Annotated in this window: 21 protein-coding genes and 1 tRNA gene; 14 read left to right on the top strand and 8 right to left on the bottom strand. The window is 33.4% G+C overall.

The features are described from left to right. Positions 1-32 precede the first annotated feature (32 nt). From EsVE80_RS07210 to EsVE80_RS13855, 5 genes are read left to right on the top strand one after another with little or no spacing between them, the layout of a single operon-like run. The gene (locus tag EsVE80_RS07210; protein ID WP_173103115.1) at positions 33-353 is read left to right on the top strand and encodes a PTS sugar transporter subunit IIB; all 321 of its coding nucleotides are present in this window, start codon (positions 33-35) and stop codon (positions 351-353) included. 2 nt (positions 354-355) lie between these two features. After that, positions 356-664 carry a PTS lactose/cellobiose transporter subunit IIA gene (locus tag EsVE80_RS07205; protein WP_173103114.1) on the top strand — a complete coding sequence of 103 codons (309 nt, stop codon included), beginning with the start codon at positions 356-358 and terminating at the stop codon, positions 662-664. Between the two features lie 57 nt (positions 665-721). Next, positions 722-1,693 carry an alpha/beta hydrolase gene (locus EsVE80_RS07200; RefSeq protein WP_173104153.1) on the top strand — a complete coding sequence of 324 codons (972 nt, stop codon included), beginning with the start codon at positions 722-724 and terminating at the stop codon, positions 1,691-1,693. Between the two features lie 6 nt (positions 1,694-1,699). Continuing rightward, the gene (locus EsVE80_RS07195; protein ID WP_173103113.1) at positions 1,700-3,430 is read left to right on the top strand and encodes a DUF4091 domain-containing protein; all 1,731 of its coding nucleotides are present in this window, start codon (positions 1,700-1,702) and stop codon (positions 3,428-3,430) included. Continuing rightward, positions 3,423-5,063, top strand: a complete 1,641-nt coding sequence (locus tag EsVE80_RS13855; protein WP_232061143.1) for an alpha/beta fold hydrolase — start codon at positions 3,423-3,425, stop codon at positions 5,061-5,063. Before EsVE80_RS07195 ends, EsVE80_RS13855 begins: the two co-directional genes overlap by 8 nt. Here the strand turns inward: EsVE80_RS13855 and EsVE80_RS07185 are convergent. Next, positions 5,050-6,009 (bottom strand): IS30 family transposase, encoded by a 960-nt coding sequence (locus EsVE80_RS07185; protein ID WP_000222573.1) that lies wholly within the window; start codon positions 6,007-6,009, stop codon positions 5,050-5,052. The two genes, EsVE80_RS13855 and EsVE80_RS07185, sit on opposite strands and share 14 nt — an antisense overlap. A 230-nt stretch (positions 6,010-6,239) precedes the next feature. Between EsVE80_RS07185 and EsVE80_RS14070 the strand changes: the two genes are divergently transcribed. The 6 genes from EsVE80_RS14070 to EsVE80_RS07155 all read left to right on the top strand — a co-directional run bounded on the left by EsVE80_RS14070 (position 6,240) and on the right by EsVE80_RS07155 (position 10,643). Beyond that, entirely contained in the window at positions 6,240-6,383 is a 144-nt protein-coding gene (locus EsVE80_RS14070; protein WP_173103112.1) for an LPXTG cell wall anchor domain-containing protein, read from the top strand. Positions 6,384-6,386: 3 nt separating this feature from the next. Next, complete coding sequence (locus EsVE80_RS07175) at positions 6,387-7,379, top strand: alpha/beta hydrolase (protein ID WP_173103111.1); 993 nt, start codon at positions 6,387-6,389, stop codon at positions 7,377-7,379. A gap of 155 nt (positions 7,380-7,534) precedes the next feature. After that, on the top strand, positions 7,535-7,702 hold the full coding sequence (locus EsVE80_RS07170; protein WP_173103110.1) for a hypothetical protein: 168 nt from the start codon (positions 7,535-7,537) through the stop codon (positions 7,700-7,702). Between the two features lie 282 nt (positions 7,703-7,984). Then, complete coding sequence (locus EsVE80_RS07165) at positions 7,985-8,356, top strand: hypothetical protein (RefSeq protein WP_173103109.1); 372 nt, start codon at positions 7,985-7,987, stop codon at positions 8,354-8,356. Continuing rightward, the gene (locus EsVE80_RS07160; protein WP_173103108.1) at positions 8,357-8,668 is read left to right on the top strand and encodes a hypothetical protein; all 312 of its coding nucleotides are present in this window, start codon (positions 8,357-8,359) and stop codon (positions 8,666-8,668) included. It abuts the gene before it with no gap. A 190-nt stretch (positions 8,669-8,858) separates the two neighbouring features. Beyond that, on the top strand, positions 8,859-10,643 hold the full coding sequence (locus EsVE80_RS07155) for an FAD/NAD(P)-binding protein (RefSeq protein WP_173103107.1): 1,785 nt from the start codon (positions 8,859-8,861) through the stop codon (positions 10,641-10,643). A gap of 24 nt (positions 10,644-10,667) precedes the next feature. Here EsVE80_RS07155 and EsVE80_RS07150 read toward each other — a convergent pair whose 3' ends face one another. The 4 genes from EsVE80_RS07150 to EsVE80_RS07135 all read right to left on the bottom strand — a co-directional run bounded on the left by EsVE80_RS07150 (position 10,668) and on the right by EsVE80_RS07135 (position 12,167). Continuing rightward, on the bottom strand, positions 10,668-10,937 hold the full coding sequence (locus EsVE80_RS07150; RefSeq protein WP_173103106.1) for a hypothetical protein: 270 nt from the start codon (positions 10,935-10,937) through the stop codon (positions 10,668-10,670). Between the two features lie 2 nt (positions 10,938-10,939). Next, positions 10,940-11,302, bottom strand: a complete 363-nt coding sequence (locus EsVE80_RS07145) for a hypothetical protein (protein WP_173104151.1) — start codon at positions 11,300-11,302, stop codon at positions 10,940-10,942. Between the two features lie 364 nt (positions 11,303-11,666). Continuing rightward, positions 11,667-11,972, bottom strand: a complete 306-nt coding sequence (locus tag EsVE80_RS07140) for a hypothetical protein (protein ID WP_173103105.1) — start codon at positions 11,970-11,972, stop codon at positions 11,667-11,669. A 111-nt stretch (positions 11,973-12,083) separates the two neighbouring features. Further along, a tRNA-Leu gene (locus tag EsVE80_RS07135) sits at positions 12,084-12,167 on the bottom strand. 179 nt (positions 12,168-12,346) lie between these two features. Here EsVE80_RS07135 and EsVE80_RS07130 point away from each other — a divergent pair. Then, positions 12,347-13,285, top strand: coding sequence for a DNA/RNA non-specific endonuclease (locus tag EsVE80_RS07130; RefSeq protein WP_173103104.1), 939 nt, complete (start codon positions 12,347-12,349; stop codon positions 13,283-13,285). A gap of 61 nt (positions 13,286-13,346) precedes the next feature. Here the strand turns inward: EsVE80_RS07130 and EsVE80_RS07125 are convergent, their stop codons facing one another. Next, positions 13,347-13,793 (bottom strand): hypothetical protein, encoded by a 447-nt coding sequence (locus EsVE80_RS07125; protein ID WP_173103103.1) that lies wholly within the window; start codon positions 13,791-13,793, stop codon positions 13,347-13,349. Positions 13,794-13,892: 99 nt separating this feature from the next. After that, entirely contained in the window at positions 13,893-14,420 is a 528-nt protein-coding gene (locus tag EsVE80_RS07120) for an HdeD family acid-resistance protein (RefSeq protein WP_173103102.1), read from the bottom strand. 154 nt (positions 14,421-14,574) lie between these two features. On the opposite strand from EsVE80_RS07120, the gene EsVE80_RS07115 reads away from it, so the two are divergent. Next, positions 14,575-15,051: a hypothetical protein gene (locus EsVE80_RS07115; protein ID WP_173103101.1), complete on the top strand. Its 477-nt coding sequence runs from the start codon at positions 14,575-14,577 to the stop codon at positions 15,049-15,051. Positions 15,052-15,099: 48 nt separating this feature from the next. On the opposite strand, the gene EsVE80_RS07110 is transcribed toward EsVE80_RS07115, so the two are convergent. Then, positions 15,100-15,696, bottom strand: a complete 597-nt coding sequence (locus EsVE80_RS07110) for a nitroreductase family protein (RefSeq protein WP_173103100.1) — start codon at positions 15,694-15,696, stop codon at positions 15,100-15,102. A gap of 173 nt (positions 15,697-15,869) precedes the next feature. Between EsVE80_RS07110 and lepB the strand changes: the two genes are divergently transcribed. Beyond that, positions 15,870-16,421, top strand: a complete 552-nt coding sequence (lepB, locus tag EsVE80_RS07105; protein WP_173103099.1) for a signal peptidase I — start codon at positions 15,870-15,872, stop codon at positions 16,419-16,421. The last annotated feature ends 109 nt before the right edge of the window (positions 16,422-16,530 follow it).

Below are 16,530 nucleotides of genomic sequence, written 5' to 3'. Positions count from 1 at the left end.
TGTAAAAATTAGTTAGTAAAAGAGGGATAGTTATGACAAAAAATATTATGTTAGTATGCTCAGCTGGAATGAGCACAAGTATGCTTGTAACAAGAATGGAACAAGCCGCAAAAGCGAATAATTTAGAGGTTAATATTTTTGCTCGTTCTGCCTCAGAGGCAGAAACAATTATTGAAAATGAAAAATTGGCTGCAATATTATTAGGACCGCAAGTAAGATTTATGCTACAACAATTTAAAGAAAAAGTAGAACAATACCATACACCTGTAGCGGTCATAAATATGAGTGATTATGGCATGATGAATGGTGAAAAGGTACTGCAATTTGCGATGGAAATGATTGGAGGCGCATAATATTGGAAGATAAAGATTTACAAATAATCATGAGTTTGATTGTGAATGCAGGAAATGCAAAAAGTGATGCAATGGAGGCAATCCAATTTTCAAAAGAGAAAAACTTTGAGTTGGCTGATCGAAAAATTAAAGATGCAGAAAATGCGTTAGTAGCGGCGCACCATTCCCAAACTAGCTTATTAATAGATGAAGCTAAAGGGGATCATAAAAATCTCACATTATTAGCCGTTCATAGTCAGGATCATTTAATGACTGCGATTGCATTTACAGATTTAGCAAAAGAGATCATAGCAATATATAGAAATTTGTAAAGAAAAATCAGAATCAAGGGATGTTTTTTATACTAACAAAGAAGGTTGCGATTGAATATGGTATACAAAAAAGAAGTAATTTTCGATGAGGAAGCAAATTCGGGAATTACACTTTATCTTAACGACTTATGTGCTGAAAATGAACTGAGAAAAAAACCATTTATTCTAGTAATTCCAGGCGGGGGATATAGTTATTGTAGTGATAGAGAGGCTGAACCTATTGCATTATCTTATGTGGTACAAGGTTTTCATGCTGGTGTATTACGTTACCATGTTGGAAAATATCGGGACTTCGAAAAATCATTACAAGATGGCAAGAAAGCCTTAGATGTCATAGAGCAAATTGATGAAAAATTCAACGTTTCCCACGATAAAATTGCTATCATTGGTTTTTCTGCAGGAGGGCATCTTGCCGCAGCAATGTGTACTTTATTAAAGAAAAAGCCTACTCTTTGTATTTTAGGATATCCAGCAATTTTATCTTCTTTTGCAGAAGTAATGAAGATTAGTGCACCTTCTTTAGACCAGTGCGTCTCAAAGGATACGCCACCAACTTTCCTTTTTTCAACTTTTGAAGATAACGTTGTTCCTATTGAAAATTCTTTGTACTATTTAAAGGCTTTAGAAGAAAATGATATTCCCTTTGAGAGTCATATCTATCAAAAAGGGCTACATGGTTTGTCCTTAGCGAATTCGTTGACTGGGGATAATCCTAAGATGATTGACTCGCGATTTTCTCATTGGCTAAATTTATCTTGTGAGTGGATGAACTTGAATTGGAGCCATAAAGCAACAACAAATAGTTGTAAAAAAAGTATGATAGAAAGTTGTGTTCAAGAAATCATAAGTGATGACAGAAGACGTCAGAAAGTTTTGGAGTTATTTCCTAAAATACAAAATAAGAGTTATTACAAAATCGTTCGCAAATATACTTTACAACAACTGCATCATTTTGCTCCAGAAGAATTTACGAATGATAAAATAAAACGATTAACAGCGTTAATTCAAGGAAAAAATGAAATAGGGTGAAAATAAATGGAGTGTCTAATTGTATCCGAAAGTTATAAAGCATCCACCAAGTTGTTACAAGGAATACCTGAACAAATGGAAAAAATTGAAGCTGCCTACAATCAAACAGTGGCTTTTCAAATTTTACTACACAATGGTCAAAAAAATCATTATCTGTTGAACGAACAATTTTCTATTCCAGATGAGATTGAAACACCAATGTATCGAATTGCAATTAATACACAATTGAATTATCAGGCTCAGTTTGTGGAATACTATTTAGCAAAAGATAATATCGCTTATGCGGATAAGTTAATAGAAGAAAAATCATATACATGTGATGGAGATCGCTATGCACCAATTTATGTAGAAATCCCAATAGATGAAACAATTTCTAAAAAAAATTATTCTATAGAAATTTTGGTGTTTCAATCATTTATTAATCAAGATGATCGATTGATAGCTCGAAAACAGATTGATCTTGCTATTTCAGATTTTAAGTTTCCCAAAAATATAAAAGACAATTTCAAACTGGATATATGGCAACAGCCTTCTAATTTGGCAAGAACATTTAAGGTTCCTCTTTTTGGAGATGAACATTTTAAATTGATAGACCAAATGGCAAAAATTTTAGCGGGTATCGGTCAAAAGTCAGTAACAATCATTGCAGGTGAAATTCCCTGGAAAGGCTGGTTTAACTATATTGTAAAAGATTTTCCAGCCAATCTATATGAATATTCAATTGTTCCCATAAAAAGAAATAAAAACGGTGAAATCATTTGTGATTTTTCACTACTTGATCGCTATCTTAATACCTTTTTCAAATATGGAATAGACTGGGAGATAAATATTTTTGGATTACTAGGTGTGTGGACACCACCGTTTTTTCCGTTGAATAACGATATGGAACATCCAGAAAAACTGGTTCTACGATATTTTGACGAAGAATCTAGTAAGATGAAATTCATTAAGGATAAAGAAGATTTTCAAACATATTTTCGATTATTGGTAGATCATATGGTTGAACTTGGATTATGGGATAAAACGTATTTCAATGCTGATGAACCAAAATTTAATGAAGTTGATAAATTTCAAAGTTCTTTAAAAGCCTTAAAGGAAATTGAACCATCTATAAAAATAAAAGTAGCATTTGATAAAGAACCTGTATTAGAAGCTTTAATTCAAGATGTGGACTATCCGGTAACGTCTTTTTACTGTACTACTAAGCACTATAAAGAATTATCGGAAAAATTTTCTGAGAAAACGCAATACTATATTTGTAATTATCCAACAAAACCAAATACTTTTTTGCACAGCCCATTACTTGAAGCACGGGTACAAGGGCTATTGGCTTATTATTTAAAAACAAATGGGTTACTCCGGTGGGCATTTAATTGTTGGCCAATCCATGCTAGAACGGATATTCGTTATAACACAGCTGCATTACCCATAGGAGATAATTGTTTGGTTTATCCGGGATATAATGGAAATATTTTACTGTCATTACGATATAAGCAATTAAAAAGAGGGATAGAAGACTATTGGTTACTAAAAGAACTGGAAAATTATGATGAGCAGATAGCCGAGAAAATAGTTTCAGCGTTTTTAGAGAAAAAAAGTCCAAGCAAGTGGATGATGAACAGTCACGAAACAGATTCAAGTGTATTCAATTTAAGTGATGAAAAATTTTATATTTTACAAGAGACAATTATAAGCAAATTAATTGAAGTCAATCAAGGGAGAAAAAATGATGAATAAATCACGTACTATGCTCTTCGTTGCTACAATAATACTTTTTAGCGTCCCTTTTCGTTCCATTTTCGTAAACGCAATGACAGTAGAAACTGACCAGTCTAATAGTAGCGTTTCATCTTCTACTGAAGTAGTAGAAACAGAGGCATCTACAAATGAGAAAACGAGTTCCAGTGAAGAAAACGACTCAAGTCAGACTGATTCAAGACAAAGTAGTACTAGTACGCTTGATTCTACTGAAGAAAGTAATGATGAAGTAAACGATGCAACTTTATCAGACGATAATACTAATGATGATTCTGAGATTCTTGCTGCTATTGGAAAAGGGACGAATTTTAAAGCTAAATTATATTTAAATTATTTTGGGACAAAATTAGATGAGGCGTTTGAAGAATCAGGTGGTGGAGATTTCGTTAGTCTTTTTTTCAATTTGTATCGTGATCAATTAGATAAAGCAAAAAGTCAATTTGAAATAGAGGAATTAACCATTAAACAATTAATGTCAACATATATATTGTATGACATTGCCTTTGCTAAAAATAGTCATTTTATGTCCTTGATGGCAAATAATGATGGGACAACACCAGCAGAATACACAGGTTTTTATCCCAACACAAGTATTTTAACGGGCTCAGCTTTAGATCATCAAACGGGAAAACCGATGCATTTACAAGCGTATTATGTTAATCAAAAATCCAATAAAACAGTAGTGATCCATGGCGGGTTTCGTGGGAATTGGGATAATGGTGTTGTTACGCCAGAGTATGATATTTTTTATCAGGCGGGTTACAATTTACTTTTTGTTGATCCTCGGGCCACAGGTGCTAGTGATGGTGAATATGTTACGTATGGTCAATATGAATCTGATGATGTCTTATACTGGATTAATCAAGAAATTTCGGATAAACCACAACAAGGAATCTTGTTATATGGAGGTTCCATGGGAGCTGCGACAATGATGTCAACATTAGCAAAACCTATTCCTAAAAATGTCAAAGGAATTATTGAAAATTGTGGCTTTCAATCTATTGACAAGCAATTGAGGTATACCTACACCAACCTCGTTGCGCCTTTACTAGCAAATTTTGCTTTTCTTATTGACCTGGATATGGTTCCAGATCAAGCTCACGAAGATCTGTATATGAAACTATTAAAAGAAAATTACTTTGATCAAGAACTACACCTTAATACAACAGCAGAGTTGCCAGCTATTGGTATGAGTGAAACGAGTATTCCTAAATTAATAATCCACGGAACTAATGACAATGTTGTACCAGTTTCAAATGCCCAAAGTCTTTATGCTTTATCAAAAGGGTATAAAGATTTAGTTCTTGTTGAAGGTGCGGGGCATGGAGAAGCTCAAAAAATTGATCCAAAAACATATAACACACACGTTAACAATTTTTTAAATGTTGTTTTTAATGATCACGTTAGAGTTATATACGTAGATGAACAAAATCATAGTTTGCTGTCTAAAAGTGAGTTGGTACTTTCAGGGTTTTACGGTGATGATTATAAAACTGAAAGAAAGTCTTTTAATGGTTATACTTTAGTTTCAGTTGCAGGCAAGGAAAACGGAATTTTTAGTGAAAAGATACCTACTGTAACTTATATATTCTTAATTGTCAAATTAAGTTAGACAAATCATCAATACTTACGTAACTCAAAAATACTTCCAAAGGTGTTCGATAATTCAGTGATTTTCTAGGAATATTATTTCGTTTCGATGCGACAGATTGAATAAAAGATTCATCTACTGAATTGAAATCCATAGATTTCAATAAACCATCTCTACGTAACAATCCGTTAGAATTCTCGTTTAGGCCTCTTTGAGACGGCGTTCCTGGATCAGCGAAATAAATGGCAATATCATTGGCATTACTGATCTGTTTCCAATTTGAAAATTCCTTTCCACAATCAAAAGTGATGGATTTGAATAGATTTTTCGGTACAGATTCAAACCAATGATTTAATTTGTTTTCAATATCAATCGCTTGTCTACCACACGGTTTCAATGTGATGATAACTTTTGATAATCGTTCAACTAAGGTAATTACAGCACTTTTATGTTTCAAACCTACGATAGTGTCACCTTCAAGGTGACCAAACTCATTTGAGAATTGGCTATAATCTTTTTCACGTTCATGAATAGAGCGACGGAAAGCTTGTTTTCCACGTCTTTCTTGATGTCCATTTGGTTTACGCTTGCCTTTCATCGGTAAGTCAGAAGGATTAAATAGCCCCTTTTTGAACATACGATAAATGGTACGAGCAGAACAACGAATAGGAAACGCTGCACGACCAACAATCACATCGGGTGTCCATCCTTGAACAACCTTTCTTTGAATATATTCTGATTGTTCCTCAGGTAAAACAAGCGGGCGTCTACCACAGTTTGATTTGTTTTTCTTATACTGTTGATAGTACTCTAAGGCTGATTTTCCTTGCTTGAAGAACAGGTATACTTTATGGATCGTTTGTCTTGAACGATTCAAGCAATGCGCAGTTTTCGCAACAGATTGATTTATTTTGAAATAAGACTCTATCATTACAAGTTCATCCGTTGTAAGATGGGTATAGGTCATTTGTACTCACTCCTTATAATTCTTTGGACGGAACTATTTTGAGTGTAGCACAAATGACTTTTTTAGTTGTCTAGCTTAATTTTACAATCGGCGAATATAAAAAAGATGATATAACTACTAATGATTCCAACACTAATGGCCAAAACACAGATACAAGCAGTACACCAAGTACAGACAATCAGATTTTACCGTCTAATACTACAACGGATACTACTTCTAGTTCTACAAAAGTGAAACAAACAAAAAGCACAAATAATCAAGACTTAAAACGTTATCCCAATACGGGAGAAAAGCGATCTACGACATTTGTGGTAGTCGGTATATTACTTATCGTATTCGTTTTAGGTAGTGTTTATTGGCAAAAAAGGAGATAATATATGAAGTGGTTTAAACGTATTCTTTTAAGTTTACTAATTCTTCTAGGAATAATCATTATTGGGAGTTGGCTAACTCTACAGCTCACACCAAAACCGGTTAGTTTATTCGTTCGTAAGCAATTTGATACGAGCCAAAAGACACAAGTTTATGATAGACCGAACTTTTTTAACGAAAATATGCAAGAAATAACCATCACAACTGATGAAAAATATCCGTCAGAAAATGAAAATAATATTTTGGATGTCTATGCGCCCAAAAATTTAAAAGAGAATGTACCTGTTTTATTTTGGGTACATGGTGGTGCATATGTGGGTGGTGATAAAAGAGATTGCAAAGACTATTTAACCATGTTGTGTGCGCAAACAAAAACAATAGTGGTTAATCTTAATTATGCACTTGCGCCTGAAGCCAAACATCCAACACCTGTTCAACAGCTAAACGAAGCAATTGTGGCAATAAAGCAAAGTAAGCTTCGGATTGATTGGGATAATATTCGTTTAGGTGGTGATTCAGCAGGGGCCCAAATTGCCAGCGAATATCTGCTTAGCTTAACAAATAATAATTTGCAAGTAAAAAATCATTTGAAACCAGCCCTGGAAAGTTCTCAAGTTCGGAAATTTATCTCGCTTTCTGGTCTTCTTGAACCTGATAAATTCACAGAGATTGATGACACCGTTTCAAGCTTTTTATTTAAACAAAGTGGTTGGGCTTATTTTGGAGATAAAAATTTTTCAAATAGGGAAGAAATCAAAAATTTATCTTTGGCAAAACACGCAAAAGAGTTTTCCCAAGACTTCTTTTTCACTGATGGTAATCAAAAGACGTTTACAAAACAGATGGATAAGACTGTTGATGCTTTGAAAAAGCAAAATTTGTCAGTAACAAAGATTTCTTATGACAAACCAGAATTAGGTCATGAATATCAGTTTGATTTTAATAAACCAGAAGCTGAAAAGACGTTTAAAAAATTAGTTCATTTTTTAAACAGTTAAATAGCGTTGAACATTCTATTTTGATGATAGCTTAAATAAGATATAAGCATAAGCAGTATAATTGTTTACGAATAAAAGAATCAGGTATAATAATTGTACCAATTTCCTACAAGAAAAAATTCGCTAAACCGTCCTGTCTTACAAAGGAGTGTATTATGAAAAATCTACTTGCGTCAGGTTTTCTCTTTGTGGGTGGCTCAATTCTTATGACTGTGACTGAGATGGGGAAAGTTGTTCCGTTACTTGGTGCTGCTTGTTCCATAATAGGTGTGGGGCTATTAGTATTTTTTGTATTTAGTAATGATGGAAAATATGATAACTGAAAAAAACTACCCAAAGATACAATCCTTTGGGTAGTTTTTTTGTACTAAGACCAACTGGCATCGTTCTTATTTTACTTTTTGAAGGAAGTATATAAGAACTTGGTAAGAAAGTTATTTACCGTTTTCTTACGATAGTTGCTTTAAATAATTTATTTGATAGTGTTGTAAGTAGTCGTTATTACTTATTTGGGATTAGAGGAGGTGATAGTCTTGCAAGAAGGACAAGGGATGGTAAGCTATTGCCGTCATAAGAAAATAATCAAAAATTAAGGAGTAGCGAAAATGTATATAATCAAAGGAAATGCACGAAAAATAAATCATGTGTGGGAACACATAAAACGACACCATACAGGAGAAAAAATTGCAGTGGTTGGTTTTCCTAATAAGTTGCCTGAAAATTATTTGCGTAACAAACAAGTTATTTTTTATGAAAGTTTAACACATAAAGATGAGTGGCTGATACAAGCTGAAAAGTTTTTAACTAACTTTGAAGAAGAGTATGATGGTGTCATTTTTTACATCGATTGTACCTTAAAAGAAGCCGAAAATTTAAAGAAAGTTGCAACAAAATTTCGTAGTTTAATAACCGTAACTGTAGCAAGTGATTCGCCAATTACAATTGAAGAGTATCTTCTTAGTCAGCAGGTGGCTTAAATGTGGCGTCCTGTTATAGCTGAGAAGACAATCAAGAGTGGTATTTTGGTTAGTAGTTTGCGTTTAATGAATAATTCGCAATGGCGTTTAGATAAAAATGTGCAGGAGTTGTCTAAATTAGGACGACAAATTTCTAATATTATGGCAATGCACATGGTTTCAGATGAATTAATTATTGGTGTTCCGCAAAGAAGACAACAGGTGCTGCTATTTGAAGTGCCTCGCTATGATGAAGAAGAGGGTTTTCACATTCTAAATCAAATTAGTGAATCAACAGAAGGTTATTTTATCCGAACTGAAAAGATTGCATAAGAAAAGATGAGTCCAATTCTGGGCTCATTTTTTTATAATTAGAGTTTAGATTTGCATGCGCTACCATTATTCTTTAATCTAAGAGTAGTAAATAAAAACATATAGAATAGCTGACCTGATAATAAATCAAATTAGATAGGTAAGAAAATGATTACTTTCAACTATTTCATAATAAAAAGGAGGACAAGAAATGAAAAAAATTGCGATTATCGGTGGTGGACCGTTTGGGTTAATTGCTTTAAATACTTTAGTTAAAAAAGCAGTCGCACTTAATGAAGAAGTAACCATTTTAATTTTTGATCCTCATGGACCAGGAGGCAAAGTATGGCGTAGCAATCAAAGTAGTGAAGTGATAATGAATACGGTCATGCAACACGTAACACTATTTTCAGAAGATGAAGGGCCTAATCTTGGAGAATGGAGTCAAAATGAAGCAATAGATTTTTTAGCTTCACTAAATTTATTAGCGGAAGAAGAATTTCTCTTTGAGACAAATTTGGCTAAAAATGATTATTGTTCACGTCGGTATTACGGGATCTATCAGCGGTGGTTTTTTTCTGAAATCTTAAAGAAAATACCAGAATCTGTTACGGTACATTTTATGAAAGAAAAAATCATAGATTTAACAGTTGTAGCAGATAAAATCATTTTAACAGGAGAAAAGACATATCCTGTTTCAGATGTAATTTTGGCAACAGGACACGCATCCAATCAAGATAGTAAAGAAGAGAAAAAAAATCGAACTTTCGCAAAAGCCAATAAATTATTCTATCAGGGTCCAGCTAATCCTGTTGATGTGCCATTAGAAAATTTGGTACAAGGGGCTATCATTATTCGAGGGGTAGGACTGAGTTTTTATGACTACTTATCTTTATTGGTCAATAAATGGGGAGGCAAGTTTATTGAAAAAGAAGGTGAAATAATTTATCAGCCCTCAGGTAGAGAAGAAAAAGTTATCGTTGGTTCGGGTAGAGGCGTGCCTTATCGTGCACGCCCAATCAATCAAAAATTGCCTGGAGAAGAGGCACAGCCACAAATTCTAACAAAAAAATTTATGACCCAATTCCAAGGGTCCGTCACAGAGATAGTTGATAGATTAAAAAAAGAAGCGGAATTGGTTTATTACAAAATAGCTCTTAAGAACAGTAACGTTGATATGGTCAAATTTTTGTTTGATTATCAGAAACAAGATACCAATACACTTTTGAAAAAATACTGCATTCCAAAGCATTATAAATTAGATTGGGACAAACTTTTGAACCCTGCTCAAGATATTCCTGCAACAGATTTTTCTGAATTCATTTTTAATTATTTACAAGAAGATATTAAACAAGCAGAACTAGGAAATAAAAGAGGTGCAATTGCCGCGGCAATAGATACGTTTAAAGAACTCCAGGCGCCTTTTAATTATATGTTAGATCATGAAAAATTTGCGCCAAAAGAATATTATCAAGATTTTTGGGGAGATTTTAATCGAAGCTACAGCTTTTTAGCAATTGGTGCGCCTGTTATTCGACAAAAACAACTAGCAGCTTTTTATAAAGCTGGCTTTGTCGATTTTTTAGCCCCTGAGATGGTAGTAGAACAAAAGAATGGAGAATTTATTGCATACAGTAAAAAAGATAAAAAGCGTTGCTTTAAAGGAAAAAATCTAATTGAAGCGCGCTTACCAAAGACGGATTTAGCAAAAACGAAAAATCCACTAATCAACAAAATGCGTGACAAAGGCTACTTAGCCCCTCATATTGTTATTTTTGAAGGAGAGAAACATGAGACAGGGGCGCTATTAGTTCATCGCCAGACACATCAAATAATTGACAGTAAAGGAAAACTGCAGCCTCATATTTTTTGCTATGGCATTCCCTTGGAGGGACTGGATTGGCTTAATGCAGCATCGCCGCGACCAAAGAGTCATGATCGTGTATTTTATTTAGCTAATCAAATAATTGAAACAATCTACGAAAAGAAGCAGTAAAATGCTTCTTTTTTCAGTTAGAAATTAAATATGTTTAGGCGGATATAAGCTGTTTTCAAATGCAATAACAATTTGTGATTTCCCAAGGAGACTATATTTTTTTACGATAAACTGCTTACGTGAGTTATAATAACCCGCAATTCTAATTGTACTGCCGATAGCTACATCGGCTAAAAAATTCAGCGCATGGGTAGCAATTAGGCAATGAAAGTCATTTAATTGAAAGTAGACCAAAGGCTGATCAGATATTTTTAAGATTTTGATTTGATGAACAGTACCTTTTAAATTCATCATCACTATTCCTCCAATTCGGACCATTTTGGCACAGTTGTAAAAGCGACATTTCTTATTTCATCGTAATCAACTTTTTGATTTGCAAGATAAATTCCTAATTCATCATAGCCTTGTATTTTGCCGATAATATCAGGAAAATAGTGGCCTTCCTCGTCTACTTCTTCTTTTTGAATGGCAATCCAGCGATCTTTCAACTGGGCTTCATATAAGATTTGGTCGATTCTTCTTTTGTCCATCGCAATTTTAGCAGGCCAGATATGTACCTTTTTTGCTTTTGACACGGCTAACTGACGAGTGTGTTCTGATAAATAAAAACCATTCCATTTTAATAGTTTACGATCTTGATAAGAGGACAATAAAATCACTTCCAACTAATTTGATAACTTAATTATACGAACACGCGTTTGTTTTGTAAAGAAAAAAACAAAAAAGTTCTTTAAAATGGACAATAGCCCTCTCTATTACTAGAGAAGGCTATCTGACTAATCAATATTATTATTTAAGGTTGGATCAAGACTATTACTAAAAATTCAAGTTATTTCTCGTTTAAACGATGTATTCCCTAACCTCTAATACATCCATGTAACTCCTAAGTTACGCCAGTTTGATTAAATTCAACGAAATAAATTAATCTATCGCATAACAATATTTTTCGCGTAGGATTAAGTATAACAGATTATTAGCAGACTAATTATTTTAAGATAGAACTTATAAAATAATTAATACTTATTAGAAATTAGAAAAAATTAGATTATTCGCTCCAATGAAGTTTAAAATATAAAGGAACAGGACAATGGCATTAATTAGAAAAGAAAATACCATTATACCAAAACGAATGGTGAAATACGAATATCCTTCCGGTCGATAGCCCGTGTGCCGTTTGCCATGATAACCAATTAGCAACAGTAGTAATAGAACTGTCATTACTCCCTGAAAAATCAATCCTAAAAAACGCAAGGTATTAGAATTATTATTTAGTTGTAAAAAATAAGCGCCTAAAGTTAAGGCATCAATTAAAATAGCGATAAATGGCATAAAATTTCTCCTAACTAATTTGTATTGGTTAAAAAATGCTTAGGAATAAAATATTTTCCTTCAGTACAGTAATCTTGCGACAAAAACTTGGAATTATTTTACTCATAAAAATGCGGAGTAAGGGATTTGAACCCTCACGTCCATCATGGACATATGCGCCTGAAGCATACGTGTCTGCCGTTCCACCAACTCCGCATAAATTGAAACTATGATTTATTTTATGTCAATGAAATTTTTATTTCAAGGAAAAGGACTAGTAATTTTTGGCAGATGAAAAGAAAAAATACAAGGAGTGGAATATTTCTGCTTGTTTTCTAAAAAGCCATTTGCTAGTGTATAAAGGTGATTTAAATTTATAGAAAAGAAGGAAACAGATGGATACTATTTTAATATTAGGTGGCCTATTGGGAATAATCATCGGGATTATTTTTTTGATTCAAGCTATAAAAAGGCAGCGTAAAAAAAAGCCGAGTTTAGTTTTAATGGCTACAGCAGTAGTCGCTTTATTAACAGGAAGCGGACTGTTAGAGCCAGTTAATCAACAGCAGGTTACAAATAAAGATAAAGATACAGCAGAATCCACAATAATTACTACAAGCGAGTCACAATCAGATCTTTTTGACGCAACGTCTCAGACAGTCGATTCGACAAAAAATGATTCAAAACAGAATAGTCGCCAACAGAGTAGTGCTAAACTACAGGCTTTAAAAAATAAATTAGCGCTGTTAAATTTTGATGGGCAACAAACGATTGAAATTAATCATGGTCGCCCAACTTTTTCAAAGGCAGAATTATCTACTAAAGAAGGTGCATGGGAAAAATACTATCCACTGGATACGTTGAATCGAGCAACTGGGGCTGAAGCGTTACTAAATCAAAGTTTGATGCCCACAAAAAAGCGTGGTGATATTTCAAAAGTAACACCTACTGGTTGGCGAAATAAAAAAATAGGCGGTAGCTATTTGTATAATCGTTCTCATTTAATTGGATTTGCTTTAGCAGGAGAGAACGCAAATTGGCAGAATTTGATTACTGGTACGCGCCAACTTAATAACCCTGAAATGTTACGCTTTGAAATGGATATTAAGTATTATTTGGAGCAAGATAAAGATCATTTTGTCCGTTATGAAGTAACACCCATATTTCGCAATAACGAACTTTTAGCACGCGGGGTTCATTTAATGGCGCAGTCAGTAAATAGCGATACCATTCAATTTAATGTTTATATTTTTAATGTTCAAGATAATGTGAAACTAAATTATGCTGACGGTACCAGTCAAATAGTAAAAAGTGGTAGTTCAGCTGAAAAATAAAGACTAAGAGTAAAAAATAGCCCACTAGATGATTGAGTTGTAATCAGCCAGTGAGCTATTTTTAATTTAAAACTAAAAGATTGTTAGTTTTTTGATAGTGGTTGAGTAGTTCGTCAACTTTACTCAAACGTCTTGTAATCCGATGGAGTAACTCTTTTGGAGCGTTATTTTTTTCCTGGGCTCTTTTGGCAAGGAGTAAAATACACCGTTCTTTATCCAAACGATTTTGGGTGTGATACAAAGTGGCTAAGCGTTCTGTATATTCATAACGCTGATAAGCGGTTCCTTCACAAAGATAAATTAATAAATCTTCTGCTTGATCATAATTCTTTAAATAAAAATAATTTAAAGCTTCACGATACAATTTTAATTCAAAATCTTCTTTGGTATTATCAAAAGGATGATTTTCCATCCATTCTTTTACAGAAACTTTTCTTAATATCTGCCCCCGATCGTCTTTTACGATAATTACAGGTTGTTGCTTTAGTTGGCTTTTTTCAATTGGCATATTTTCACCTCCCGTATTCGCTGATAACAACAGTATTATAACGGGGAATGATTAAAAAAAGCGGCGAAAAACTTTAAAAAGATTGTCATAATGATGATTTTAAAGATTTCTTAAACGGAAAAAATCAATTAAGCGCGAAACGCCTAAGACAACTAATAATCCACCGAAAATTTGGAAAACGAGTAAAACACTACGAAATGGATTAAATAAGAGTAATGCACCGGCGATAATCATTAAGATGCTAAAAATAAACCATCCAGTGCGAGCTACGCCGTCTTTTTTTAATTGTAATTCCTGCATCAATTGGGTAATTCCACTGATTAGAATAAATAGCCCTAGGAAAAAGGGAATAATAGAAACAATTCCCTTAGCAAAAATCAAAATTAACAAGGCAGCTACTAAGAGTAGAATACCCGTTGTTAGTTGAGAGCTAGAATACCCCCCTTTTTTTGCGCGCTGATTGTTGATTAAGTTAATAATACCCATAACGCCAAAGAAAGCTGCGAAAATGTAGACGATTATATTGAAGAAAGGTTCTGGTTTGATCAAGATTAAAACACCTAAAATACTATAGCCAATCCCACTTAACAATAAGTTTTCCCGAAATGTTTTAAAAAAATTATCCATATTAACACTCCTCTATCTTTTTTCTTCTTTTCTTATTGTATCGAAATTTAAGAAATAAAGAAAATAGTAGCTTCTTTTCTCTGAAGATAGGGTACTTCGAATTTTGCTGGTAACGTTTTTATGGTAAGATTAAAGTAAAAGGAGGGGAGAATAGTTGGCAACATTTACAATTTTACTGTTAATTTTTGTGCTGGTGTTGTTTGCGTACTTATTCTTAATAGAAAGAGAAATTATCTTTAAATCTAGACGTAAATCTACGAGCTTTTATTTAATTCTAGTTTTAGGCTTGGGCGCTATTCTCATGGTTATAGTGAATCCGACAACTTTAGATGAGAATGTTCGGGGCATTCTAGCAGGGTTAATCATTTTAAGTTTTTTAATAGATGCTAAAGGCTTTGCTGAAAATCATATTAGTGTTAACCCAATGGATAAAAGAGGTATTCCATATACTGAAGTTGACCGAATCGTTTTGTTAAAAACTAAAAATCAAGTAAAAGTGAATTTTTTTAGACGGGGTATGCGTGGTCCATTATTTGTTTTAAACGAACCGTTAGAAGAAATTGTAGAATTTTTAGCAACACATTTAAAAGAAGGGACGCCAATTGACATTTTATTAGACGAAAAAAAATAGGCTAGCGCCAAACAATTGTTTAGCGGCTAGTCTATTTTTGTGTTTAAATTATTTAAAAGTTAAGAAACGTTCGTCGTCACTTAAAAATTCTTTTTCACCAGCTTCGGCTTCTTTTGAACCGAATACTAATTGAGAGCGTAATTGCCAATTTTCAGGAATATTCCATTCTTTTGCAACTGCTGCGTCAATTACTGGGTTGTAATGTTGAAGGTTGGCACCAAGACCTGCTTCTTCTAAGGCAGTCCAAGTATTTGCTGTTGCAATTCCGTTTGATTGTTCTGCCCAATCAGGAAAGTTATCAGCATATAAAGCAAACTGTTCTTGTAAAGTTTTTACTGTATCTGTGTTTTTAAAGAATAAAACTGTACCAAAACCGGCTTTAAAACCAGCTAATTTTGCTTGTGTGTTAGGAAATGCTTCTGCAGGTGTTAGCGGTTTTAACGCTTCTTCAGTCATTTCCCATAATTTTTCGTGTGCTTGCCCAAACAAGATTACGACACGGGGAGATTGTGCGTTAAATGCAGTAGGACTATATTTAACTGCTTCTTTAATAAGATTTTCAATTTCTGTTTCCTTAAGTTCAACGTTGCGTCCTAATGCGTAGATTGAACGACGATTTTTAATTGCTTCTAAAAAGTTTGACATGTAATAACCACCTTTTTTTAATTAAGTAACACCGTTAGTATACATACTTACATTTAGTTAGTAAACTAATATGCTCATTTAAATTTTTCTTATTACTAGTCGCAAATTTTGGTGAAAAAAGGACACTATGGTAATATTAATTTAGGAAAATATGAGGAAGAAGGATAACACGTTTGAAAAATAAAAATTATGAATGGCTCAAATCAGCACTCTTTTTAATTGGCTTAGTTGTGATATTAGTAGCAGTACGTTTATTTATTTTTACACCGGTAGTTGTTAAAGGGGATTCAATGGACCCTACCTTGCAAGATGGAGAACGGGTAATTGCGTTGTTAAATACTAAAGTGAAAAGGTTTGATATTGTAACTTTTCCCGCACCAGATGAACCAGACAAATACTATATTAAACGAGTAATTGGCTTACCAGGAGATGAAATTAGTTATCAAAATGATCAACTATTTATTAATGGAAAAAAGGTTGCAGAACCTTATTTAGCTGAGTACAAAAAACAATTGACTGATGGAATGCCGTTAACATTAAGTCCAAATCAAGAAGCCAGTTTTAAATTTGAAAAAGTACCCGCGGGTAAAATTTTAGTTTTAGGGGATAATCGACGGATTTCAAAAGACACACGCTCCATTGGATTTATTGATGAGAGTACAGTTTCTGGAGATGTCAAATTTGTTTTTTGGCCTTTAAAAGAAATTGGATTTATTAATAAATAAGTAATGTTTAAGAGTGAAAATAAAGTTGATAATTGAACGAATGCGTTCAAGTTGTCAGCTTTTTTTTGTTATACTAGGCTAGTAACAAGACAACTTCAATTGCTTTTTC

The organism is Enterococcus saigonensis (genome assembly GCF_011397115.1).
Classification (GTDB): domain Bacteria; phylum Bacillota; class Bacilli; order Lactobacillales; family Enterococcaceae; genus Enterococcus_C; species Enterococcus_C saigonensis.
Note: the sequence above shows the minus strand (reverse complement) of the source record. Positions and strands in the feature narration are given on the sequence as shown.